Raw genomic sequence first — 22414 nt, forward strand, 5'->3', positions numbered from 1 at the left:
GAGGCTTACTCGATTGACTGCGCCGGCCCCTTCGCGGGCAAGCCCGCTCCCACAGGTTCTCCACTAACCTTAAGAGCAGTGGGGTAACGGTGGGAGCGGGCTTGCCCGCGAAAAGGCCGGAACAGGCAACCTCAATCGACTTGCTGCAACCAATCCTGAATCTGCGCCAGTGTCGCCGTGGCGCCCCCGCAAACCACTATCAGCACATTGTTGTAATTGGCCAACTTCTCGGCTTCGTAAGCGACCGCCAATGCAGCACCACACGCGGGCTCCACCAATACCCGATGATCGAGCAAGAAGCGCTCGCAGGCTTCCAGTGCGGCACGGTCGCTCACCAGATGGCTGTGCAGCGGATGGTTACGCGCGCATTCCAATGCCTGATCGGCAACCCGCTTCGCGCCCAGGGAGGTCGCCACCGAGGCGATGCGCTCCAGTTCGACCGGGTGGCCCGCCTGCATGGCGGCGTGCAGCGAGGCGGCGCCGGTGGTTTCTACCGCCAGTACGGGTACGTCACCCCAGCCATTGCGCTTGAGGCCCTCGACCACGCCGCTGAGCAAGCCACCGCCGCCGACCGACAGCACCACCGCATCGGGTTTGAGCCCGCTTGCGGCCACTTCGTCGATCAGGCTGGCATGCCCGGTCCACAGCAGTGGGTCGTCGAAGGGGTGAATAAAGGCATCGCCACTGCCGAGCAGGGTCTGAGCCAGTTCATTGGCCTCCTGCCAGGAGCTGCCGTGCACCACCACCTTGGCGTCCTCCAGGCGCAACAGTTCCTTGGCCCGTTCGGTAGTGGTTTCAGGTACCACCACGGTCACCGGCACACCTAGTTTGCGCCCGGCATAAGCCACCGCCAGCCCGGCGTTACCCCCGGACGACGAGACAAAATGGCGCGCCCCCCGGGCATGGTGGACTTCACAGGCATGGCCCACCCCGCGCAGTTTGAACGAGCCACAGGGCTGCAGGGCATCGAGTTTGAGCCAGACCGTACGGCCAGCGGCCAGTGACAGGGGGCGGGATTCGATCAGGGGCGTCTGGATATGCAAGGTCATGGCGTGCTCCACAGGTCAGTCTTCACGGGCAACCGAGGGGCTCTCGCCACGCAGTTGCTCCAGGTAGTTGTAAACGGTGTATCGGGTCACGCCGAGGGCGCTGGCGGCCTTTTCCACGCCGCCCTTGACGATGAACAGGCCACGCTCCTGCATGACCCGCACGGCCTCGACCTTGGCTCGCTTGTTCATGCGGCCCTGGCCACTGCGCAGCAGCGAGTCGTGGATGATTTCGCTCATCAACAGTTCCATGTCCGCCGGTTCGCTGGTGGTGGTCGATGCCGGTGAGGCGCCCAGTGGCTGGAGTTGCTGCAAAAAGCTCAAGGCGGCGTCCAGCCCGGTGACGTCGGTGTTGACGCAGAGGCTGGCAAACGGGTGGCCGGTGCTGTCGCGGAAGATGGCCGTGGCGCTGCGCAGGGTGCGGCCCTTGAGCGTGGTGGGGTAGTCGGGCAATACCACAGGGTTGCAGCCGCGCTGTTCGACGGTGGCCTGCATCAGGGCCTTGAAGCCTTGGTCCTGTTCCGGTGCGGCGAGGATCGGGCTGCCGACCACGCGACCGGAGAGGTGGCCGTTGACGACCGCCACAACGGAGTGTTCCGGGTGGTCGAGATCGTGCAGCAGGATTTCCATGTTGCGCGCGGCAACACTGCCCAGCGCCTCGATGGCGGCCTTGAGAATGGTGAGGGTGAGCGTGCGTTCTTCAGGTGGGGAGAGCGGCATGGAAATATCGCCAATTTCAACGGTTTGTGCATTTTTGCACATAAAGTTGAAATTGGCGATGCGGTGGCGCGTTTATGCGCCCAGTGCTGGGGTGCGCGGCGGGATCATGCGGCGCGAACCGGTTGCCTCGAAGGCTGCGCCAAAGCTCAACAGGGCATTGTCGCTATAGGCGCGGCCAGCGAAGGTCAGCCCCACCGGCATGCCGATATCGGCCATCACGCCCATCGGTACAGTGACGGTTGGCACGCCCAGATGACGGATGGCAAGGTTGCCGTTGGCCACCCAGATGCCGTTGCTCCAGGCGATGTCCGCCGAAGCCGGGTTGATGTCGGCATCCGCCGGCCCTACGTCGGCCACGGTCGGGAACAGCACCGCGTCCAGGCCCAGGTTGTCCATCCAGTCTTCCAGGTCCAGTTTGCGGGTATGTTCCAGCCCGCGCAGGCCGTCGGGCACGGTCTCGATCTGGTCCCAGGTCTTCAGGCCGCGCTTGGCCATGTTGACGTACTCGTCCATACCCGCTGCCAGGTCATCCTCACGGTTGGGCAGGGTGCCGGGGTCGTGCGGGAAGATCTTTGGCCCATCGACATCGGCCAGGCGGTTGAGCTTGGGGTCGTCGTTGGCCCGCAGGAAGTCATCAAAGGCCCAGCCCGACAGCTCCCACAGTTCGTCATGGAGGAACTGCGAGCTGACGATGCCGCGGTTGTACACGGTCGGGGCGCCAGGGCGGTCGCCCTCGCAGTTGGAGACCAGCGGGAAGTCCACTTCGAGCACTTCGGCACCGGCCGCTTCCAGGGCCTGGCGCGCCTGCTGCCACAGGTCGATGACGCTGTCGCGGGTGTTGATGCGCTGGCCGGTCGGGCCGCCAATACCCGGTTTTTCGGAGGTGCCAGCCTCTGGGTCGGCATTGATGTACATGCGCGGTACGCCAAAGCGTTTGCCCTTGAGTGCGCTGGCGTCCACGGCGAGGTCCAGGTACGAAGCCGGGCGCACGGTAGAGGCGGCCGGGATCGGCACCCACGGCTGCAGGCGCCACAGGTCGCCGCGCTTGTCGGCGTCATCGGCAACCACGACGTCGAGAATTTCCAGCAGGTCGGCCATGGTGCGGGCATAAGGCACCACCACGTCCATGGTCGGGGTCAGCGGCCAGTTGCCACGTACCGAGATCACCCCGCGCGAGGGGGTGTAGGCGCACAGGCCGTTGTTCGACGCAGGGCCACGGCCGCTCGACCAGGTTTCCTCGGCCAGGCCGAAGGCGCTGAAGCTGGCGGCCGTCGCGGTACCGGCACCGTTGGACGAGCCGGAGGCGAAGGGCGCAGTCAGGTAACTGGCGTTATACGGGCTTTCGGCGCGGCCATAGACGCCACGCTGCATGCCCCCGTTGGCCATGGGCGGCATGTTGGTCTTGCCCAGGCACACGGCGCCGGCTGCACGCAGACGCTCGATGGTGAAGGCGTCGCGCTGGGCTACCAGGTCCTTGAAGGCCGGGCTGCCAGAGGCGGCGGTGAGGCCTTTGACCAGGTAGCTGTCCTTGGCCGTATAGGGGATGCCGTCGAGCGGGCTCAGGGGCTGGCCCTTGGCGCGGCGTGCATCGGACGCTTCGGCCTCCTTGAGTGCGTCTGGGTTGCGGACCACCACGGCGTTCAGTGCGGTAGCGGTGTCGGCTCCATCGTAGGCGTCGATGCGCGCCTGGTAGGCCTTGACCAGCTCGACCGCTGTCGTGCGGCCCGACTCGAGCGCGTCGCGCAGCTCGGCAATGGAAACCTCGGTTACCTCGATCATGCGTTCACCAAAAAAGAGTTTTGCAGGTGGGGGCTAGTGCGAGGAGTGTACAAGAAGGCATTGACGGACGCAGGTTTGCGCAGGGGCAAATGGTTTTATGCAGGCGGGCATTGTCGGGGCCGCCAGGCGGCCCCGAACGGTCAATCCAGGTCTGCCGCGCAGTGTCGCTCCGGCACCTGGCTGGCTTCATCGCCCCACGTTCGGTTGACCCGCGTGCCGCGCTGTACGGCGGGGCGCTGGGCGATTTCTTCGGCCCAACGCTGCACGTGGGTGTATTCGTGCACCGCAAGAAACGCTGCCGCGCTATAAAGGTTGCCGCGCACCAGTTCGCCATACCAGGGCCACACGGCGATATCGGCGATGCTGTACTCACTGCCACCCAGGTAGCGGCTTTCGGCCAGGCGGCGGTCGAGCACATCCAGTTGGCGCTTGGCTTCCATGGTGAAGCGGTTGATCGCGTACTCGAACTTTTCCGGCGCGTACACATAAAAGTGGCCAAAGCCGCCGCCCAAATAAGGCGCCGCACCCATCTGCCAGAACAGCCAGTTCAGGCATTCGATACGCGCAGCCGCTGACTTGGGCAACAATTCGCCGAACTTTTCCGCCAGGTACAGCAGGATCGAACCCGACTCGAAGACCCGCACCGGCGGCTCTACGCTACGGTCAAGCAGGGCGGGGATCTTCGAGTTGGGGTTGACCTGTACGAAGCCGCTGGAGAACTGGTCGCCTTCGCCGATGCGGATTAGCCAGGCGTCGTACTCGGCGCCGCTGTGGCCCAGAGCGAGCAGCTCTTCAAGGGCGATGTTGACCTTGACGCCATTGGGCGTGGCCAGGGAGTACAGCTGCAAGGGGTGCTTGCCTACCGGCAGCGCCTTGTCGTGGGTCGGGCCGGCAACCGGGCGGTTGATGCTGGCAAACTGGCCGCCGGAGGCCGCGTCATTGCGCCAGACATTGGGTGGGGCGTACGGGGGCTTGCTCATGCTGGGTTCTCCTTGAATGCCGCGAAAGCGTCAGCTAAAGACGTTGACCTGCATCTATGCCACGGGTTCTTGGAAAAGCGCAAATGCATTGGGCGCAGGCGTTGGCTGCATGGAGAGTTTCATCCAGTTTTCATCTGCCATTGCCTGCAGCGGTTCTATGCTGGCGCAATCTCTTCGCCCTGCACGGAGCAACCGGCCGATGAACATCCCTCGCTGCTTGCTGGCGCTGGTCCTGCTCGGCGGCCTGTTGGCCCATGCCGACGCCGCGCCTTGGGTCGCCGGCCTGCACCACATGACCATGGCCGACCCTGTCGATGACCGCCCCATGCAGGCCCTGGCGTTCTACCCGGCCGTTGGTACACCCCGCAAGAGCCGTATCGACGGTTACCCGATCGAGGTCGCCGAGGAAGCCCCGGTGGCCCTCGGGCAGTTTCCGTTGCTGGTGCTGTCCCACGGCAACACGGGTAGCCCGCTGGCCTTGCATTACCTGGCGACCTCCCTGGCACGCCAGGGGTTTGTGGTCGTGGCGGTCGTGCACCCGGGTGACAACGCCCGCGATCATAGTCGGCTGGGTACCTTGAGCAACCTGTATGGCCGGCCGCTGCAAGTCAGCGCCGCGATCACGGCTGCCCGGGACGACGCGCTGCTGGGGCCTTACTTGAACGATGGCAAGGTCGGTGTGATCGGCTATTCGGCAGGGGGCGAAACGGCGCTGATCGTGTCCGGGGCGCAGCCCGACCTGGACCGTCTGCGCCAGTACTGCCTTGAGCGCCCTGGTGATGCCGACGCCTGCAAGACCCATGGCGTGCTGATTGCCGACCGCAGCGAGCTGGCGCCCGAGGCCGACGCGCGGGTGGGGGCGGTGATGCTGATGGCACCGCTGAGCCTGCTGTTTGGTCGCCATGCACTGGCCGGGGTACAGATCCCGGCATTGATCTACAGCGGTGACAGTGACCAGCTGGTGGCCGTGGACCGCAACGCCAAAGCCTTGGCCCGCAAGCTACCCATCACACCGGACTACCGCTTGCTGGCTGGTGCGGGGCATTTTGTGTTCATGGCGCGGTGTGACGAAGAACAGCGCACACGCATGCCGGCTCTGTGCAAGGACGCCGAAGGGGTTGACCGCCGCCATATTCACCACTCGCTGCAGCGCGACACCGCAGCTTTTTTCAGCCAGACCCTCGGCGCGCCGGCGTCGGGCGAGCGCTCAGCCGCGTCGGCCGCGCCGCGCCAGCAGCAGCGTTAAACCGACGCCCGCCAGGGCGAGCAGAGCTGCGACGCAAAAGATCGAGGCATAGCCCAAATGCACCGCCACCGCCCCCATCACCGGGCCGGCGATGGCCAAGGCCATGTCGAAGAACACTGCATAAGCGCCCAACCCGGCGCCGCGGCTGCTGCTGGGCACTTGCTTGATTGCCTCGACGCCTAGCGCCGGGTACACCAGCGATAGCCCGAAGCCGGTAAGCCCGGCACCTGCCAAAGCCCAAGACGGCGAGGGGGCCAGCCACAGCAGGCCCAGGCCGACCACCTCGGTAGCCATGCAAACCACCGCCACGTTGTAGCCGCCAAACCGGTTGACCGCATTGACGAACAACAGCCGCGAAATGATGAAACACACGCCAAAGGCGCTCAGGCACCAGGCCGCGCCGGCCCAGCCACGTTCCAGGTAATAAAGGGTGACGAACGTGGTCAGGGTGCCATAGCCGATCGATGCCAGGGTCAGCCCCAGGCCACAGGGCGCAACCCGGCCGAATGCCGACCAGAATGCCAGCCGTTCGCCACGTACCACCACGACGTCCGGCCGTTTGCGCAGCACCAGCAGGGCAAACAGCGCCAGTACCAGCAAGGTTGGCCCCAGCACGCTGAAATCCAGGCCATCCACGGCCAGTACGCCCACTGGAGCACCAATGGCAATGGCGCCATAGGACGCGATACCGTTCCAGGAGATCACCCGAGCTGTGTGCTCCGGGCCGACCTGGCTGATGCCCCAGCTCAAAGTAGCCACACCGATCAGGCCCTGGGCGATACCCAGCAGCAAACGCCCACCCAGCAGCAGCGCAAGGCTCAGCAATGGCACGCTCAGTGTCCAGGCAGACAACAGGGTCAACACCCCGCAGCTGGCAATCCCCAGCAAGCCGAAACGGATCGCCTGCTTACCGCCCAGCGTGTCCGCCACCCGCCCAGCGAAGGGGCGGCTGAGCAGGGTGGCGAGGTATTGCAGGCCAATCGTCACCCCCGCGATCACCGCGCCAAAGCCCAGCTGGTCATGCACATAGCTGGGCAGCACCGCGATCGGCAGGCCGATGCAGAGGAAGGCAATGAACGTGTAGAAGACGATCGACAGGATCTGCAGGGTGATGTTGACGGTGTTGCTGGCGGGGGCGGGTTGTTGCGCGGTCATGGGCTCTTTCGCGGGCAGGCGGTTGGGCGTTGTTTCATCATGGCCGTTGCGCGAAGGAAATGAAAGCAGGCTAACGAATTAATCATTGGCCTCATCGCGGGCTTGCCCCGCGAAGAGGGGTGGCCCAGCCCCCTCAAAGGGGCCAGGCTACATCAGCTACATCAGACCACGACGCCCTGGCTGCGCAGGTAATCGTCATAGGTGCCGCTGAAGTCCACGACACCGTCCGGCGACAGCTCGATGATGCGGGTGGCCAGCGACGACACGAACTCGCGGTCGTGGCTGACGAACAGCAGCGTGCCCGGGTAGTTTTCCAGCGCCAGGTTCAGCGCTTCGATCGATTCCATGTCCAGGTGGTTGGTCGGTTCGTCCATCACCAGCACGTTCGGCTTTTGCAGGATCAGCTTGCCGAACAGCATGCGACCTTGCTCACCGCCGGAAATCACCTTCACCGACTTGAGGATCTCGTCGTTGGAGAACAGCATGCGCCCGAGGGTGCCGCGAATCACCTGTTCACCGGAGGTCCACTGGCCCATCCAGTCGAACAGGCTCAGGTCGTCTTCGAAGTCGTGGGCGTGGTCCTGGGCGTAGTAGCCCACTTCGGCGCTGTCGGTCCACTTCACCGAGCCCGCATCCGGCTTCATCTCGCCTACCAGGGTGCGCAGCAGGGTGGTCTTGCCGATACCGTTGGGGCCGATGATCGCAACGCGCTCGCCGGCTTCGACAGTGATGTCGAAGTTCTTGAACAGCACCTTGTCGTCGAAGGCCTTGGCCATCTTCTCGACCACGACGGCCTGGCGGTGCAGCTTTTTGGTTTGCTCGAAGCGGATGAACGGGCTGACCCGGCTCGACGGCTTGACCTCGGCCAGCTGGATCTTGTCGATCTGCTTGGCGCGCGAGGTGGCCTGCTTGGCCTTCGAGGCGTTGGCCGAGAAGCGGCTGACGAAGGTTTGCAGCTCGGCGATCTGGGCTTTCTTCTTGGCGTTGTCCGACAGCAACTGCTCGCGCGACTGGGTCGCGGCGGTCATGTATTCGTCGTAGTTGCCTGGGAACAGACGCAGCTCACCGTAATCCAGGTCGGCCATGTGGGTGCAGACGCTGTTGAGGAAGTGGCGGTCGTGGGAAATGATGATCATGGTGCTGTTACGCGCCGTGAGGATCGTTTCGAGCCAGCGGATGGTGTTGATGTCCAGGTGGTTGGTCGGTTCGTCGAGCAGCAGCACGTCCGGGTCCGAGAACAGCGCCTGGGCCAACAGTACGCGCAGCTTCCAGCCCGGTGCCACTTCGCTCATCGGGCCGAAGTGCTGTTCCAGTGGGATACCCAGGCCCAGCAGCAGTTCGCCGGCGCGCGATTCTGCGGTGTAGCCGTCCATCTCGGCAAATTCGGTTTCCAGCTCAGCGACGGCCATGCCGTCTTCTTCGGTCATTTCCGGCAGCGAGTAGATGCGATCGCGCTCAGCTTTGACCTTCCACAGCTGGCCGTGGCCCATGATCACGGTGTCGATCACGGTGAAGTTCTCGTAGGCGAACTGGTCCTGGCGCAGCTTACCCAGGCGGGTGTTCGGCTCGAGCATGACCTGGCCACCGGACGGCTCCAGGTCGCCGCCGAGGATCTTCATGAAGGTCGACTTGCCGCAACCGTTGGCGCCGATCAGGCCGTAGCGGTTGCCATTGTTGAATTTGACGGAAACGTTTTCAAACAGCGGCTTGGAGCCGAACTGCATGGTGATGTTAGCGGTGGAGATCAAAGGGCTTACCTATCAGTAACTTACGACGCTGGGCTTTCAGCTGATACCGATTTGATACCAATCTTGAGTTTTTCCAGCTCGCTCCAGTCGGAGCTTGAGTTAAGCCAACGGGCATACGTCGACAGCAGCATCTGAACGCTGTGACCCAGCTGTTGGGCGATAAATGCGGGGTTGAGGCCGGACATTAAGCATATTGTCGCATAGGTGTGACGGCAGTTGTATGGGGGGCGACGTCTGATCCCCAATTCATTCAGCACATGCACCCACTGTTTATGGAGATCGGAGGTCTGTTTCACGTACTCGGCGTTCTTCGACGGTGGGAACAGGAACGGTGTTTCGGTCACTGCCCCCTTGCCATGCCTACGGCGATCCGCGTACTGCCTGGCAAACTGAATCGCCCGCAAGGCCCGATCATTCAGCAGCACGAAACGGTCCCTGCCAGTTTTCGTCCTTTCTTCAACCTCGCCCAGGGCGACGGTTCTCTTGACGTGTATTGTCCTCCTCTCCATGTCGACCACGTCCCAGCGCACGGCCAAGGCCTCAGACAGGCGGAGACCGGTGAAGAACATGAATTCAAACAGAGCGGCATAAATGAGGCTTGGCCAGTGCTTGTGCTGATACAGCTTGTCGATGATGGTATTGGCTTCCGCCAGGCTGAATGGGTCGATCTCCTTTTTCGACCTCTTCGGCAGTTCGATCAGCTCGGCGGGGTTCTTGACTAGCAGGCCCTCCCGGGTCGCTGCCGCAAGGATCGTCGATAATCGGGTAATCGCATTGCGCTTCACGTTTGCCGAGGTCCATTCGGTTTCAATGATGACGCGGCGGAGGAGATTGGTCGTGATCAGGTCGACACGGACCATGGCCAGTCGCGGTACCCAGTAGAGGTTCAGGGCGCTTTTATAGTTGTTGTGCGTGCCCTGAGTGATTTCCCGGCTGTCGAGCCAGAGCTGTGCATACTCGCCGAAGGTCGGCTTACCGCCGACTGCAGCCTGAGAGCTGGGGAACAGCTCTGCATACTTGTCCTGGTCAAGCAGGCCGAGTTTGTTAAGGCTAGCTACCTGATCGCGAAGGCTGGAGGCAGCCTTGATCCCTTTTTGTGTCGGGGGATAGGGGAGCGTTTCGCATCGACGGATACCGTCCCATGTGAAACGAATGCGGAGGGCGTTGCGGAAGATTTCGACCCCACGGGGTAAACCCATTGGCTTTCCAGCCATTCGTCATACCTCTTTTTGCTGTAGATGATCCGGCCGCCGTGCTTCATCCAGACGCCTGCTGGAATCTTCCCATCCAGGCGTCGGTGTTCCAGGGAGCGTTTAGTGCAGCCGATGAGTTCGGCCATTCGCTGCTCGGTGACCTTGTCTACGTCACCGGTGCTTTCGATATCCATGGGATGGTCTCCACGCCGCCGGTGGCGGCAGGTTGGTGGTCAGAGAGGTGCTTTGGCCAAGACTGCGTCAGTAGCCTTGAGAGCGACCTGGGCATCATTGACGTAAGCGGGATCAAAGCCACCGGCGTAGTGGATCACCCGCTGGCAGGCGTCCAGTTCTTTGCGGGCCAGGCGGAGCGCCTGAATCAGCTCCTCCTGCAGTGCGCCCTCGGCCCGTCCGATGTCCCAGAACCGCTGGCCCCAATGCCCTTCAGGAGGCTGGTTGTAGTTCTGTTTCCCGGCCGCCATTGCGCCTACGGCTACATCGCATATCCCGCGCTTGTAAGCGTTGTCACCATCAAGACTCAGGCCGCCCCGCTGGCGTATGGTGTTCACGACCTCGTCGGCATCGACGCCGGGGCCCTTGAGGAGGATGTCTTGCTCTGGCTCCCCCGGGGTGTAGATCACCAGTGCCAGCTTGGCTTCCGCCGTCAGGTGGCTGCTGATTTTCACCAGTGCATCGTTGGCGACTTCGTGGAATCGGTTTAATGCGGACATAGGTAATCCTCACCCGGCAGCCATTGCCGCCGGGCTTTTGAAAGAAGGGGGGTTACTTGGTCAGTTCGTGGCCGAAAGGCACGCGGAAACCGGAGGCGTTGCGGTGGCCACCACCGCCGTACTGCTTGGCGATCTCCGACACATCCATGCCCTCGTCGGTGCTGCGCAGGCTGAATACGCGGCCATCAGGGGTGTCCCAGTAGCAGGCGGCGAAAGGTTCGCCCTGGGCCATGAGGTGACCCGCATCGCTGGTGAGCGTGTACGGTAGGCTGGCCACCGGCACATCGTGCCCGGCGATGACCAGGCGCCGCTTGGTCACGGCCACCAGTTCGGCAACGTCCTTCTGGTGCTTTCGCTCAATCGCGGCGCCGTCCGAGCGGAGGGACTGCACATCAGTCGCCATGAGCGTGTCCCAGACTTCGAAGTCGTAGGGGGAGCTGAAGAGGTTGGCCTGAATCTCGCGGGTGCCATCCAGCTGGAACAGCCACAGGTCCCGGTCCTCGATGTGGCGCAGCAGCATTGGCGGCTCTTGCCCGGGGAAGAAGTGGTCCCAGGCAAGCATGGCGCCGCTTCGGTTCATGTCGAAGCAGCAGGCGATCGCCGGTGAGTTCTGCGAGTTCATGAATTTGTGCGCGCTTTCCCAGCCCAGCGCAGTAGAACCGTCGGCGTGCCGGCCATCTACCCGAACGCCGGCATGGAACGGCGGGAACTGGGCAAGGTCCTCAGCCGCGGACTTGTGATGGTCCAGAACAATGATGCTCCGGGCTTTCCAGCTGATCCGTGCGAGTACGTCGTACTTGTAACTGAAGTCGACGATGATCACGTCTTTGTCGGTGACATCAGGCGGCTCCTGGCCGTGCACACCGGCCACAAACTCGACCTGGTCGCCCAAGGCCTTGCGAACGACCCAAGCGCCGCCGAAGCCATCGGCACAGTTACCGTGGTAGATGCACATCGTTTTGCGTTCAGACATAGGGGATCCTCGCCCGCGCACAGCGGCGGGCATGCATGCTTAAATAGTGGCCCCAAAGCAAGGAGCATGGAATGGCGAAGGAAGTCAGAAAGCCGTTTGGCTATGTAGCGGTCACACTGATACCCTCCGGCATCGGGTTCTTAGTGGGTGGACTGCTGACAGAGCAGCCTGCTTTCATTTACAGCGGCCTTGGCATGGCCATACCGGGTGTACTGCTGGCCGTGACGCACTTCTGGTCGGCACGTCAGCGGGCTTGAGTAGTAGGGGGAGGGGTTACAGCAGATGGGCTCCGGCTTCGAGCAGGCCGTCGCGTTCTTCGCGCAGCCGTTCGGCCAGGTGCCATGGCGTCCAATAACCATCCACCATAGGTACGGCCAAAGGCTGCTGGGGGCCGTTCCACCGGAGGCCGTAGCGAGGAAGCCCTTCGCCATTGGGGGGCCGTGGCGGCCATTCAGGGCGAAGACCTTTCAGGTCCTCGATCTCGGCCAGCAGGCTTGTAACTCCGGCGGCAAGCTCGCGGTGGTGTTCGTCAGCGCAGAAGCGCCGATCAACTGCTACACGATCGGCCAAGGCCTTCAGCTTTTCTTTGTTATTAGTCATTGGCACAGCTCCTTCGGCACCTGGACGGTATCGCCGAGTTTGGCGGCGACGATTGCGCGGCAGGCGGCTACCAGATGAGTCGGCCCGCTCGCTTCGCCCGCGTCGTCATTCACCCCGGTGCAGGCAAAATAGGCATTCGGATAAAGCCCGAAGCCGATGCGGTGCTTTGGTAGAAGCGGGCCGCCTACTGCCCAGCTTTCGTGTGGGTTATAGCGCGCATCGCGGATGGTGACCTCGCCGGTGTAGTGGACGAACACCCGCCACGGGTTGCCGTAGATGGGCGGGGCGAGGAGAACCTCTAGGCCCTCAGCCTTGCCCACCGCCCAGGCCAGCTGCTCACCGACCATCTCGGCCGTCCTCACTTCGATCAGGTCGGTCATGCGCGGCGCTCCTTCTGCTGCTCGACTTCAATCTGATCGTAGAGGGCGTCCATCCGCTTCTGTTTGCGGTTGATTGCCTCAGAGCGGCTCAGGTGGTCCCTCAGAGCCTTGTCATATGGCTCGATCTTCTCGACCAGCCGAAGCCGCTCATTCGGATCTGTTGTTGCGTTGAACTGCTTGGCCAGTCGATCGCGCTCGCCAAAGTCCAGGTGGTCAAGCGATCGATTTTCCTTCTCCATTTCGGCAATGATGTCGGCCGATTGCCGCTTCCAGCGCAGGTACAGCACTCCGCTTTTCTTGGGCTTCATGAAGAAATGCTGAGACCGGATCCACTCAACCAGGTCTTCCTTTGTCATCTCGTCGAGCACGTCTTTGCGGGCGGCTTTGCTCACAGCTGATACCTCTCATCAATCCAGCGCCCAGGCGCCAGAGCGGGTGTAGGTTCGGGTTGGGTTTCGTGCGGGGAGAGCTGGCGCTCGTTGCCGGCCTGCAGCTGGCTGTCGGGGATGCAGAAGATCGCTTGCGGGGTGTTGTAACCGTTTCGCGGCACCCAGCAGGTCACGCCGCGCTTCTGGTCGTGCACGACCTCGATGTCTTCGGTCAGTCGCTCCGCGCTGGCGCCGGTGGCCAGCAGCAGGAGGCAGAGGGCGAGGCGGGTCATGGCTTCACCGCCGGGCTGTCTTTACCGAGTTGGCAACCATTGCTGCAGCCGCCGCAGGCGCCGCACTGTTCTTTGCGGCGCGCCCACTGCACATGCGGGCCGTCCTCCGTGTCGAAGATGCCCATCAGGAACCACTCAGGGCCGGGTGACTCCGGCTCCCACCCGTTGCAATGGCCGGCGCCGTCGAAGTACGAGTGCTCAACCAGGTCTGAATCCATATCCCAGGTCTTCAGCTCCAGGCCTTGCTCAGCTGCCCAGGCCTTGAAGGGGGCCGGGTCTTCCGTTCCGCCAAAATCAGGGATGCCTGGATGGCACCACCACCCGTTTTCATCGCGCGCGACAGAGGCTGGCTGGATCAATTGCTTTTCTTCAGGCATGACTTCGTCCTTGGCCGCCATATCGCGGCAGTGAATAGAGGGGAGAGGGGTTACAGCTAAGGAGTACGGATGTACTCCTGTCAGGAATTCAGAACTTTCAGCTCGGTCTTTGCGCCGCAAGCAGCGCAAGGTCGATCAGTCGGTTGTTCAATCTTGCATGGCAGGCACACCCAAGTAGGCGCGCTCGGCTCTGCGCTGGCGGATAGGGCGACAAAGCTGCGCAACTCTTTCATGAAGTCGTGCTCGCCCTCTTCTTCCAGGAAGTTCTTGTAGCCCTCATCCATCCCCAGGCAGACACGCTTGTTCAGGCAGAATTCGACCATGCCTACCAGCGTTGAATAGGCCTCCTGTCCAAGTGCTCGGATTGGGTGCGGCGCATCCCGCTCGGCCAGCTGGTCCCGCTGATTCGAAATGCGCATGCTCTGCCGCATGATCTGCGCGTCAGAGTGCTTGATGACTTCGCGCAGCCGCTCAACCTCGCCAGGATCGACGTGGGTGTAGAGCGGCTCAATATCGTAGCCCCGAGAATCGACCGGCTTCTCTGGTTGATAAATCCAGGGCTTGTGCGGCTCAATGCTCCAGCGAAATCGCCACGCCACCGGCTCGCCCTGGCGCTGCTCGGCTGGCTTTCCGGTGACCCGCGACTCGATGGCCGCCCAGGCCGGTTCGTACTCTGGCCAGTCGCTTTCGATGACCAAGAACTGCCGAGCTGGGGCACCGGCTGCGAACATCCTCTCGTGCAGCTTGCGGCATTGAGCGCTGAAGACGCGTTGCTCGGTGTATGTCAGCTTCCCGAGGTCGCTGCGCTTGATGACGATGTACCGGTCTTCGCGCTGGAGCACGCTGACCATCTCGGTGTTGCTGGATCGGTTTTCTGTGGGCATGGGGATACCTCGCAGCTATATTGGCATGCTGCTAATTGGGAGACTTCTGGGATGAGGTTTTACTGGAAAATTAGGAAGTACATTCCTGACGCATTGCGGTATCAGATCGAAATCAGGCTATGCCGGAATGCTCAAGAAAAAATGCGAAGAAATAGCCCCCCGGACACTAGAGAAGCGCACGAGAGCGGGGCGGTCAGTCAGTACGTTCAAGAGTACTCAGACGTTCACCAATGGCGGCGCGACCTGATTACAAGGGAGTATCGGAGGAAGCTGGATCGTCTTTCGGTTCCAATGCCGAGCTATAAAAACGACGACTTTTGGGAAAGTGTAAGAAGCGAGATAACCGAGGAAGAAATCAGGTGCCTCACAACCGATGGAGAGGTGGCTGCAAGAGCTGCACTTAGGGAAGAGCAGAAGCATCGTCGGGAGGTAAAGGCCTTCTGGTTGACATGGATAACAGGTATTGGAGGCATCGTCATAGGCGTTGTATCTGCATGGCCTAACTGAGATCAGTCACCGCAAAAGCAGTCTATGTCTTCGGCCAGGTAGTCGAAATCAAAATCCGTCTGCCTGGCGCGCTGATCGGCTGACCAGGCCAGAGACCGGTAATTTGGCCGGTCCTGCCGGAACACCTGGCCGAACCTCTCCTCGGTGCCAGACCACCAGATCACCCGGGAAGGATCCTCCTGAATGGTCCTGATCAGCTTTGCCTCGTTCTTCTTCCAGCACAGGTCGCAGTTGCCGTAGTCCGAATCCATGCCCAGGTCGAATGGCTGTTCAGCCCAGAAAGCCGACACGTGTTCCTTGATGATTCCCGCGACGTAGGATGGGCAGACACTGTACCAGCGGGCATTGCCGCGCTCGTTGGCGGTCATCATTCGGCTGTAGCGGCGGGGCTCGTCGTAGCGGATACCGACGATGCAGTCCCATTCGTCGTACCCCAGGGCGCGCATGTGCTTCTCGCCGATCTTCACCTTCAGGTAGGCGGTGCACATGTTGTTGCTGAAGTTGGGCAGCACCGCCGGCAGGTTCTTCTCTGCTTTCCGGTATCCCTGGTAGTACTCGAGCATCATGGTGAAGGGTTCGCCATTGCGGCTGGCAGTCTCGAAGTCGACGATCTTGTACCAGGGCGCGTCGTCCGGCTGCCCGTACACCCGGCACCACTCCACCCAGACGATTTTGACGCCCCAGTGCTTGGCCATGGCGTCGATGAAGACCAGCGTCTCCTCGCGCTCCTTTCCGGTGTTCTGGAAGAAGGCGTGTACGTCTGCCGGTAGCTTGCCGCCGTGGGCCTCCAGTATTTTCCAGAGCATGTGTCCGCTGGTGCGGCCACCACTGACGCCGATCTGCGCCGGCCCAGTGATCTGGTAGGGGTTCATGGGGCAATCTCCATTGCTTGCGCCGCCAGTGCGGCGGGGCGGGAAAGGTACGGCCGAAATCATTCGAACAAATGCTCGCGCTGTCCCGTTGTCTGGTAGTGCAGGTCTTGAATGGCTTGCTGCTGGTCGATGGTGAACAGCGGGTTGCAGGTGGTGCAGTGGCCGGCGATCTTGATTGCCTGGAAGGACAGCGTGATGGATGAGTGATCCCGATAGCAGGACGGGCACTTGATCGAGTCGATGCCGCAGCACAAGCGAGCTTCGTCCTCGCCGTCGTGGATGGTCTTGCATGCTGGGCATTCGAACATCTCCTCCACTTCTGGCTGGCAGCACTCCCGGGCTCCATCTTCATCGTCGTGGATGTCTCCACAGGAACCGCACTTGTAGAGCGTCCTGATCTGAATCTTCATGGTGCCTCCAGGCAGGCGCCGCCCTCGCCGGGGTGGCGTGATTCGTTGAAGTGGGGTATTGGTGCTGTGCCCGGCATGGAGCCGGATATGGAGAATCGCGATGGCAAAAAAGGACCGGCGGACCAGGGCTGAACGGCTCAAGCAGAAGCACCAGTTTGATGATATTGCTGCACTGCTTGAGTCAACTCCGGCCGAGTACCGGGCTAAGCTCTACGAAAAGCTAGAGCGGGAACGAATTGCAGAGTCGATGGCTAAGTCCGGGAAGAAGAAGCGTGGCGGGTGGCCATTTGTTTCCGGGAGTTTCGAGGGTGGTTCAAGAAAGTAGCCAAACCGCTGCGTTTAGGGTCAGGCAGCGTAGCGATTCTTGTCAGGCCGCGACGTTGAAGCCCTATAGGTGTTGCTGGACCGGTTTTCTGTCGTCATGGGAATACACCTGATAATGGCAAGTTGGTAGCATTGGCGTCGCCGATGGCACCATGTACGTATGGCTCATGGTGAAATGCACACTGCACTAAGGAGCGAGTATGGGTTTGCTATTTATTGTCGCGGTTCTTCTGGCGTGGCCGACCTACGGGCTTTCCATTCTTTTATGGTTTTGCCTGGCAGTTGCCCGAGGGGTAGTCAAAAGATTTGCTGTTAAGCGCAGGGAACATGCTAGAAATTTATTAATGCCTCTATTCCCTGATGACTTAGGTTTTTTCTTTAGCGCGCTTGATGTCCCGCTTGTTAGTGGTTATCACCTTACGGAAGAAGAGTCGCGTCAGTGTGGTAGTCATTTCGTTAATTATCTATCACATAATCCCAGCGAAGCCGCGCTCTTCATTAGAGGCCTAGAGCGTTGGCGCACGAAGGGAGAAGTAAACCTCTGCAACCCTGTTAATGCTGCTCTCGATGAGAATTATCTAGAAGCCAAGCGTGAAATTCATCTCACCGCGTACCGTGCCATCGAAGCCCTCATGACCAACAATAAAACTCTGAAGTGTTTCCACAAAATTGATTATGGTCGCGTCTTGGAGTGCAGGCAGCGCATTGAAATTGAGGGTTTGCTTAACGCTAACTGAATGGCAGGGTGACGGATGTCATAAAGGTCATTTTTGGTCCTTGCGTGCAGGCGCCGCCCTCGCCGGGGAGGCGTTAGGGGAGGCGCTACTGCGCGCCAGGCAATGGCAGCACCTGGTGTGTCTATGCTTGAACGTTCGATCTCGGGCGAAAGTAGGTGTTGAAATGAGTCACCGTCGAATTTATCTCGCCGCTTTTGTCTTGGTCGTCTCTGACTCCCACGCATATGAGCAGGAGTTGGCTGTAAATAATCTGGCGCACGATTTCGCGCAGTGCGCCGCTTACTACACGTTGGGGTCTAAAGGAGCAGGGAAGAGAGACCCCGACTTGGCGGTAAAGATGAATGAGGCAGCAAATGTTGCACTTGAGCTGTCGACGGGGCTAACGAGCAAAAAGGTCGCTGCGGCAAGGTACAACATGTCGCTTAAGTCAATGATGGATGATATGGGCGACAGCTTTAACAACTTCTCTATCGTCATTAATCAATACGCTGACCTGTGCAAAGAATTAATGGATGATCCTAAAACGAGGCTGCAGTACTGGCTTGATAGAAAAGACTGACTTGGTTAGACGCTGGCGTGCAGCGCCTGAGGGTCAGCCGGCAGCGTCGTCGTCAGTTGCAGCCTTTGGCTGGTAGATCAGCGTGCCGTCGAGGATGGCGGCCTTGATCGCTTCGAATTCCCAGGCGTAGTACTGGGACTCGACGTAGACCCGCAGTTCTGGGTAGTCGTGCTGCTTGCGGCGAATGAAGGCCTCGGCCGCTTCCTTGGTAAAGTGGCTGTTTACGATTTCCCAGCGCTTGTTCCAGCCGGTGACGGTGTGGTCGGCGAGTTCGCCCAGGACTTCCCATTGGTCATCGGTATCAAGCTCCAGAAAATCGCACTCGTTTCTGGCCTGAACCACCCGATTCAGCTCTCCCTGCTCTTCCTCGTCGAGATCTGACCAGTATTCCTCGGGGCTGAACCACCTGCTGTCTTCCAAGCAGGCCACCAGGCCCTCGGCGTAGTCAGCGTCATAGCCGTAGTCGATGCGCTTTTGCTGCACGGTAAACAGCGCGCAGGCCGTGTGGTGCCACTTCACGCCCTGGCCATTGCAGTGGTGACGAAGGCGGGTAACGAAGTCCGACCAGGTGTCGGAGGTCATCGGGTGGCCGATTGCCAAGCTCGGGCTGGCTTCGGTATCGCTCATGGCTTTCTCCATGCATGCGCCGCCCTCCGTGGCCGGATGCGGCATGGTGGATTTGTTGATTAGGCCCGTTGGAAGAGTCAGTAAGGGAAGCCTGACTTGGACTCTTCCAGGATCTGGTCAGTCAGCTCGGGGCTGACTGGGTTTTAGGGGTGCAACGCGCCGTTGAACACGTCGAAAGACTCGTACACTACCCAGCCGCCTTCGGTTACCGGGCCTTCGTTGTCGATCACGTAGGAGCCAGCCTTGAAGTAGAACGGGAATTTGTCCCATGCCGTGTTCACTGTTGCATTGCCGAACAGTGTGTCGAGCTGAACACTCAACTCGCCGGTGGCATCAACCTGGACGCTGTATTCAAAGGGCTGGCCCAGTGGGATTGCCTTCTTCAACAGCGTCCGGGTTGTGCTACTTGGTTTATCGCGGGCATCGATCCGAACAAAGCCGTTCCACCAAATCACCATCAGGAATGGGTTCGGGGCATTCAGTCCGTGGATTTGACCGACGATAACCTTACCGCTAGATGGAGCGCTCTCGACCCGTACCCGGCCTGCCATAGAGTGCTTGGCGCTGCCGCGAATCCAGTTGAACGATACAGGGGAATCAGGAAGTGTCTGGCGGCTCTCTGTGCGTGGGGTCTTAGAGGTTCCCGATGTGCCACCTTGGACTGAGCACCAGTAGTTGGTGTGGCCCAGTTGGTCGATCCAGAAGAGGTCTTGCGGCGGTCGCTCTGGATAGAGATAAAGCGTGCCGTGCGCGGTGATGTTTCCAAAGTTATTCATGGTCATTCCTTTGTGGTTTGGGGTGTGAATTTCGTAGGGCGCCGCCTCTGCGACTTCCGCCAGGCGACTGGTATTCGGATGCCTCGCCGGGGAGGCATTATCGTTGAATAGGGGTGATATGCTTCGCCGCTTACCAAAAGGAGAGTGGTGATGCGTTTGCGTGATAGGCTCCGGGCGTTCCAGGTGTGGTTCAACCCGAAGCGCAGACGGTGGGCTGGTGTTGCGCTGATCGCGCTTGGCGTGGTCGGGATGTTTCTCAACCCGGAAAGCCGGTGGACCTTGGTGCTAGGGACTGGGATCTACTGGTTCTTCACGGCCTTGCCCCCCGTTCTTGGCGGAAAGCGTTGAGGCGCTGGCGGGCAGCGCGGGGTCAGTCGGCGATCGGGAACTGCTTGGCCAGGGACTGCTGCACTGTCGCGATGATGCGGCAGAGGTAGGCCCAGTCCGGGTTCGGCTCTTCAGCATCCGCCGGCAGAATCCACCACTCATCACCAAACACCCGGTGCATAAACTCGCGGTGTGCCCCACCGCATTCATCCAGGGATGAAGTGTGGCTTAAGCCCTCTGCTTCGTCGATGAGGTCTCGCGCATCCTCGGCATCTAGGTCGCGGTCACGACGCATCTGCAGGATGATCTTGCGAGCCTTGCTGGCTAGGGCCTCGGGGCTGAACCGGCGGGATTTCAGCGATCGGTCGAAGTAACCGATGATGTATGCCTCGTTTAGCCTGCAGAAGAACTGGCCCACCGTCAGGCCATCCCACATTCCTCCCCAATGGGCGTGCCAGGTCTTGTCGAAGCAGCTGACGGTGATCTTGCCCTTGCGGGGCTCGAAGTCTTCCAGGTAGACGCTGATCGGGTCCAGGCCCTCGGCCCCGGTGATCAGCAGCTTGGTGACGGTCGAGGTCTCGATGTTCATGGCTTTGTCCATGCATGCGCCGCCCTCCGTGGCCGGATGCGGCATGGTGGCAATTTGGGCTGAGATAAATTAAAAAGAGGCTTCTGAAAAGGACAGCAGGAGGTTATGAAGTGGAAATTGTTCATGATCCCGAGAATTTCGGGATTTACGTAGACACCCTTCAGAGTGACTGGAAGAAGTGCCGCCGAAATTTCAGTGACGTGGTCTCGGGCTGGAGAAGGTTATGCAAGGATCACTTTGATGGTGTCATCTCGCTCGGCGTACTAGATGAAAATAGCTCTCTTACGGGAGAGGTGCTGGGGAAGAAGTTTTTTGTCGAGCTGAGCGCCGTCGTAAAGCAGAGTAAATGCTACGGTCAAGCAGTTGTAGTGGTGCATTTCAACGATGGCACCATAGCGGAGGCGACCAGATTCTTAGTGAATCGTGATGCTAATGTTGTGGATGACGAGGGGAAATCCATTCTTGACCCTGACTCAGGCAAAGGGTTGGCTAGCATGCTCACATCTATCGCGAAGGTTGTTCTGGAACTACCAAGACCGCCTAGGCCGATTTCTTTCCAAGCTAAGAAGCCTCATGTTTGAGTTCTTCCATTGATTTGAAATATTGAAGTTTCCGCGCCACAGCCGGTGACACCGTGATTTCGTGGCGCGGAGGTTCTAGCAGCGGCAACGCTCCGCGCGGGCCTATTTCGAATAGTTGGGATGGGGACGAGCCAGGACGGATCGTCGTCGGCAGAACGCCTGGATGGGGGTGTTAAGGAGTACTGGGTGGTGGGCGAAATACGGCAAAAATCGATTCCAAAACTGAGACGGCGACCCTTGCAGTATGAGGCTTGTAGCCGTGCCGTCTCGAGTTTGTTTTGGAATCGATTTCGCCTTACAATCCGCATGGCCCGGGGCTTTGTCCTACGGTCTTGAAAACCGCTGCCAAGAACTAGGCCTGCGGCGATTGGCAGATGCCGCAGTGGATGTAGGGGCATCAACGGTCAGGGTGTCTATGATTTTTCGATACCCGTGGTCATTTCCTCTCCGGTTTATCGGCATCGTCAAAAGCCCCCGTTGCAGCCCACCCAGCGGTATACAATATACCGCTATCCTTTTTTGCTACAGGCTTCGTGTGCTCGTCAATCGTGACATCATCGCGGCGAATTTTAGTCGGTTTAAAACTGCTTTCTGATTCATTCGCAAAACTTGCAGGGCTTCTATCGTTGGCTTTGCCTGTCTGTTTTTTCAGCAGGGGAGACGCAACGTCCGGGTATAGCTCTAACACGAGTTTCATTTGCTCTGAGGAATCATAAATACGTGTCGCGTCGGTGCTAGTTCTTTTACCCAATGTGTCCTGCGTCACGGCGTCGATACCATTCAAATGGTAGAGAAAAGACGCGATCTCCTTGTGCTGTTGGTATCCAGCCTGCTCCGACAGCAAAATATTTGCATATATCTCATTTATTTTGTGCCATTTTATTTTCGGCCAGTCACGATATGCGGTGTATCGAAGACTGCGAATAAAAAACTCTGCACTCCGTGGCAGCGGTTTTTTCAGCTCCAGTCTCACGAGCGTGTGAATAACAGCTGTTTTAGGCGTTGATTTTTTATTGCTTTTTGCCTTTTTTGACTTTGACTTCGCTTCGCTCATTTATAGCCAATCCATGCCTTTGACCTGAAGATAATGTCACACAGCCTGCATCCTTGCGAATCCCGCATCTGGGGTAGCGCTCAACTACCATTTCGCAGGGGTAGCGAGTGGCCGATCTGTGTCGATAGCGGTCATTCGGTGACAGCTGTATTTGAGCTAAACGCTTATGTTGCGAGAGTACCAGCCCAAGCCTTGGCTGCACTGGGGAAATCTGTTCCAAAACTAAAACGGCGACCCTTGTAGAATGCGGCTTACGGGCCGGCAACCTCCGTTTCGTTTTGGAACTGATTTTCTCGCCAAGGCCGCATGAAACGGGAGTTCTTGAATCGGATTGCAAATCCGTAGAGCGGACTGAGTGCTGGGCTGCACCTGGCTGGGCGGCAGGTCATCAGGAAGGCCATGCCGGCTCGATGCCGGTCTCTAGTAGGCTATGGAGCACATGATTTGTCCATACAGTCCTCCAACGTCGCCATTAGTGGCGCTATGAACGTCGAGGGTTAATTTCAGATGGATTTTAATGGTCTGAGACAGAGGCACTCTCCGTGTCAATGTACACCCTGACGTCTGGGCAGAGCCTG

Annotated in this window: 29 protein-coding genes; 8 read left to right on the plus strand and 21 right to left on the minus strand. The window is 60.0% G+C overall.

Annotated elements, in window-relative coordinates:
* Positions 1–131: 131 nt before the first annotated feature.
* The 4 genes from OGV19_RS09325 to yghU all read right to left on the minus strand — a co-directional run bounded on the left by OGV19_RS09325 (position 132) and on the right by yghU (position 4525).
* Positions 132–1049, minus strand: coding sequence for a pyridoxal-phosphate dependent enzyme (locus OGV19_RS09325; protein WP_264313119.1), 918 nt, complete (start codon positions 1047–1049; stop codon positions 132–134).
* Positions 1050–1064: 15 nt separating this feature from the next.
* Positions 1065–1766, minus strand: coding sequence for a helix-turn-helix transcriptional regulator (locus OGV19_RS09330; protein WP_264313120.1), 702 nt, complete (start codon positions 1764–1766; stop codon positions 1065–1067).
* Between the two features lie 72 nt (positions 1767–1838).
* Positions 1839–3545: an amidase gene (locus OGV19_RS09335; RefSeq protein ID WP_264313121.1), complete on the minus strand. Its 1707-nt coding sequence runs from the start codon at positions 3543–3545 to the stop codon at positions 1839–1841.
* A gap of 140 nt (positions 3546–3685) precedes the next feature.
* Positions 3686–4525, minus strand: a complete 840-nt coding sequence (gene yghU, locus OGV19_RS09340; protein WP_264313122.1) for a glutathione-dependent disulfide-bond oxidoreductase — start codon at positions 4523–4525, stop codon at positions 3686–3688.
* A 199-nt stretch (positions 4526–4724) separates the two neighbouring features.
* On the opposite strand from yghU, the gene OGV19_RS09345 reads away from it, so the two are divergent.
* Complete coding sequence (locus OGV19_RS09345) at positions 4725–5771, plus strand: alpha/beta hydrolase family protein (protein WP_264313123.1); 1047 nt, start codon at positions 4725–4727, stop codon at positions 5769–5771.
* Here the strand turns inward: OGV19_RS09345 and OGV19_RS09350 are convergent.
* The 5 genes from OGV19_RS09350 to OGV19_RS09370 all read right to left on the minus strand — a co-directional run bounded on the left by OGV19_RS09350 (position 5733) and on the right by OGV19_RS09370 (position 11571).
* Positions 5733–6926 carry an MFS transporter gene (locus OGV19_RS09350; protein WP_264313124.1) on the minus strand — a complete coding sequence of 398 codons (1194 nt, stop codon included), beginning with the start codon at positions 6924–6926 and terminating at the stop codon, positions 5733–5735. The genes OGV19_RS09345 and OGV19_RS09350 overlap by 39 nt on opposite strands.
* A gap of 161 nt (positions 6927–7087) precedes the next feature.
* Entirely contained in the window at positions 7088–8674 is a 1587-nt protein-coding gene (locus tag OGV19_RS09355) for an ABC-F family ATPase (protein ID WP_264313125.1), read from the minus strand.
* Positions 8675–8694: 20 nt separating this feature from the next.
* On the minus strand, positions 8695–9888 hold the full coding sequence (locus tag OGV19_RS09360) for a tyrosine-type recombinase/integrase (RefSeq protein WP_264313126.1): 1194 nt from the start codon (positions 9886–9888) through the stop codon (positions 8695–8697).
* Positions 9889–10100: 212 nt separating this feature from the next.
* Complete coding sequence (locus tag OGV19_RS09365; RefSeq protein WP_264313127.1) at positions 10101–10598, minus strand: hypothetical protein; 498 nt, start codon at positions 10596–10598, stop codon at positions 10101–10103.
* Between the two features lie 52 nt (positions 10599–10650).
* Entirely contained in the window at positions 10651–11571 is a 921-nt protein-coding gene (locus OGV19_RS09370) for a phosphohydrolase (RefSeq protein ID WP_264313128.1), read from the minus strand.
* A 71-nt stretch (positions 11572–11642) separates the two neighbouring features.
* Between OGV19_RS09370 and OGV19_RS09375 the strand changes: the two genes are divergently transcribed.
* Entirely contained in the window at positions 11643–11828 is a 186-nt protein-coding gene (locus tag OGV19_RS09375) for a hypothetical protein (protein ID WP_264313129.1), read from the plus strand.
* Positions 11829–11844: 16 nt separating this feature from the next.
* Here OGV19_RS09375 and OGV19_RS09380 read toward each other — a convergent pair whose 3' ends face one another.
* The 6 genes from OGV19_RS09380 to OGV19_RS09405 all read right to left on the minus strand — a co-directional run bounded on the left by OGV19_RS09380 (position 11845) and on the right by OGV19_RS09405 (position 14473).
* Entirely contained in the window at positions 11845–12171 is a 327-nt protein-coding gene (locus OGV19_RS09380; protein ID WP_264313130.1) for a hypothetical protein, read from the minus strand.
* Complete coding sequence (locus OGV19_RS09385; RefSeq protein WP_264313131.1) at positions 12168–12551, minus strand: phage protein NinX family protein; 384 nt, start codon at positions 12549–12551, stop codon at positions 12168–12170. Before OGV19_RS09385 ends, OGV19_RS09380 begins: the two co-directional genes overlap by 4 nt.
* Entirely contained in the window at positions 12548–12943 is a 396-nt protein-coding gene (locus OGV19_RS09390; protein WP_264313132.1) for a hypothetical protein, read from the minus strand. Before OGV19_RS09390 ends, OGV19_RS09385 begins: the two co-directional genes overlap by 4 nt.
* Positions 12940–13212, minus strand: coding sequence for a hypothetical protein (locus tag OGV19_RS09395; RefSeq protein WP_264313133.1), 273 nt, complete (start codon positions 13210–13212; stop codon positions 12940–12942). Before OGV19_RS09395 ends, OGV19_RS09390 begins: the two co-directional genes overlap by 4 nt.
* Complete coding sequence (locus tag OGV19_RS09400; protein WP_264313134.1) at positions 13209–13589, minus strand: hypothetical protein; 381 nt, start codon at positions 13587–13589, stop codon at positions 13209–13211. The genes OGV19_RS09395 and OGV19_RS09400 overlap by 4 nt, the downstream gene beginning before the upstream one ends.
* A gap of 80 nt (positions 13590–13669) precedes the next feature.
* The gene (locus tag OGV19_RS09405) at positions 13670–14473 is read right to left on the minus strand and encodes a hypothetical protein (protein ID WP_264313135.1); all 804 of its coding nucleotides are present in this window, start codon (positions 14471–14473) and stop codon (positions 13670–13672) included.
* A 51-nt stretch (positions 14474–14524) separates the two neighbouring features.
* Here OGV19_RS09405 and OGV19_RS09410 point away from each other — a divergent pair, with 51 nt between their 5' ends.
* A complete protein-coding gene (locus OGV19_RS09410) occupies positions 14525–14980 on the plus strand; it encodes a hypothetical protein (protein WP_264313136.1) in 456 nt (151 codons plus the stop codon).
* Between the two features lie 2 nt (positions 14981–14982).
* Here OGV19_RS09410 and OGV19_RS09415 read toward each other — a convergent pair whose 3' ends face one another.
* Together OGV19_RS09415 and OGV19_RS09420 are read right to left on the minus strand one after the other, a co-directional pair.
* A complete protein-coding gene (locus OGV19_RS09415) occupies positions 14983–15852 on the minus strand; it encodes an adenine nucleotide alpha hydrolase family protein (RefSeq protein ID WP_264313137.1) in 870 nt (289 codons plus the stop codon).
* A 59-nt stretch (positions 15853–15911) separates the two neighbouring features.
* Positions 15912–16262: a hypothetical protein gene (locus tag OGV19_RS09420; RefSeq protein WP_264313138.1), complete on the minus strand. Its 351-nt coding sequence runs from the start codon at positions 16260–16262 to the stop codon at positions 15912–15914.
* 100 nt (positions 16263–16362) lie between these two features.
* Between OGV19_RS09420 and OGV19_RS09425 the strand changes: the two genes are divergently transcribed.
* The 3 genes from OGV19_RS09425 to OGV19_RS09435 all read left to right on the plus strand — a co-directional run bounded on the left by OGV19_RS09425 (position 16363) and on the right by OGV19_RS09435 (position 17882).
* A complete protein-coding gene (locus OGV19_RS09425; protein WP_264313139.1) occupies positions 16363–16587 on the plus strand; it encodes a hypothetical protein in 225 nt (74 codons plus the stop codon).
* 199 nt (positions 16588–16786) lie between these two features.
* Positions 16787–17323 (plus strand): hypothetical protein, encoded by a 537-nt coding sequence (locus OGV19_RS09430; RefSeq protein ID WP_264313140.1) that lies wholly within the window; start codon positions 16787–16789, stop codon positions 17321–17323.
* A 163-nt stretch (positions 17324–17486) separates the two neighbouring features.
* A complete protein-coding gene (locus OGV19_RS09435; RefSeq protein WP_264313141.1) occupies positions 17487–17882 on the plus strand; it encodes a hypothetical protein in 396 nt (131 codons plus the stop codon).
* A 33-nt stretch (positions 17883–17915) separates the two neighbouring features.
* On the opposite strand, the gene OGV19_RS09440 is transcribed toward OGV19_RS09435, so the two are convergent.
* Together OGV19_RS09440 and OGV19_RS09445 are read right to left on the minus strand one after the other, a co-directional pair.
* A complete protein-coding gene (locus tag OGV19_RS09440) occupies positions 17916–18509 on the minus strand; it encodes a hypothetical protein (RefSeq protein ID WP_264313142.1) in 594 nt (197 codons plus the stop codon).
* A 143-nt stretch (positions 18510–18652) separates the two neighbouring features.
* Complete coding sequence (locus OGV19_RS09445; RefSeq protein ID WP_264313143.1) at positions 18653–19285, minus strand: polysaccharide lyase family 7 protein; 633 nt, start codon at positions 19283–19285, stop codon at positions 18653–18655.
* A gap of 150 nt (positions 19286–19435) precedes the next feature.
* Here OGV19_RS09445 and OGV19_RS09450 point away from each other — a divergent pair, with 150 nt between their 5' ends.
* Positions 19436–19633, plus strand: coding sequence for a hypothetical protein (locus OGV19_RS09450; RefSeq protein WP_033698215.1), 198 nt, complete (start codon positions 19436–19438; stop codon positions 19631–19633).
* Positions 19634–19655: 22 nt separating this feature from the next.
* Here OGV19_RS09450 and OGV19_RS09455 read toward each other — a convergent pair whose 3' ends face one another.
* Positions 19656–20201, minus strand: coding sequence for a phiTE_072 family protein (locus OGV19_RS09455; RefSeq protein ID WP_264313144.1), 546 nt, complete (start codon positions 20199–20201; stop codon positions 19656–19658).
* 110 nt (positions 20202–20311) lie between these two features.
* Between OGV19_RS09455 and OGV19_RS09460 the strand changes: the two genes are divergently transcribed.
* Entirely contained in the window at positions 20312–20782 is a 471-nt protein-coding gene (locus OGV19_RS09460; protein ID WP_264313145.1) for a hypothetical protein, read from the plus strand.
* A 436-nt stretch (positions 20783–21218) separates the two neighbouring features.
* Here OGV19_RS09460 and OGV19_RS09465 read toward each other — a convergent pair whose 3' ends face one another.
* Positions 21219–21836: a hypothetical protein gene (locus tag OGV19_RS09465; RefSeq protein WP_264313146.1), complete on the minus strand. Its 618-nt coding sequence runs from the start codon at positions 21834–21836 to the stop codon at positions 21219–21221.
* Positions 21837–22414 lie beyond the last annotated feature (578 nt).

The organism is Pseudomonas putida (genome assembly GCF_025905425.1).
GTDB lineage: Bacteria > Pseudomonadota > Gammaproteobacteria > Pseudomonadales > Pseudomonadaceae > Aquipseudomonas > Aquipseudomonas putida_AF.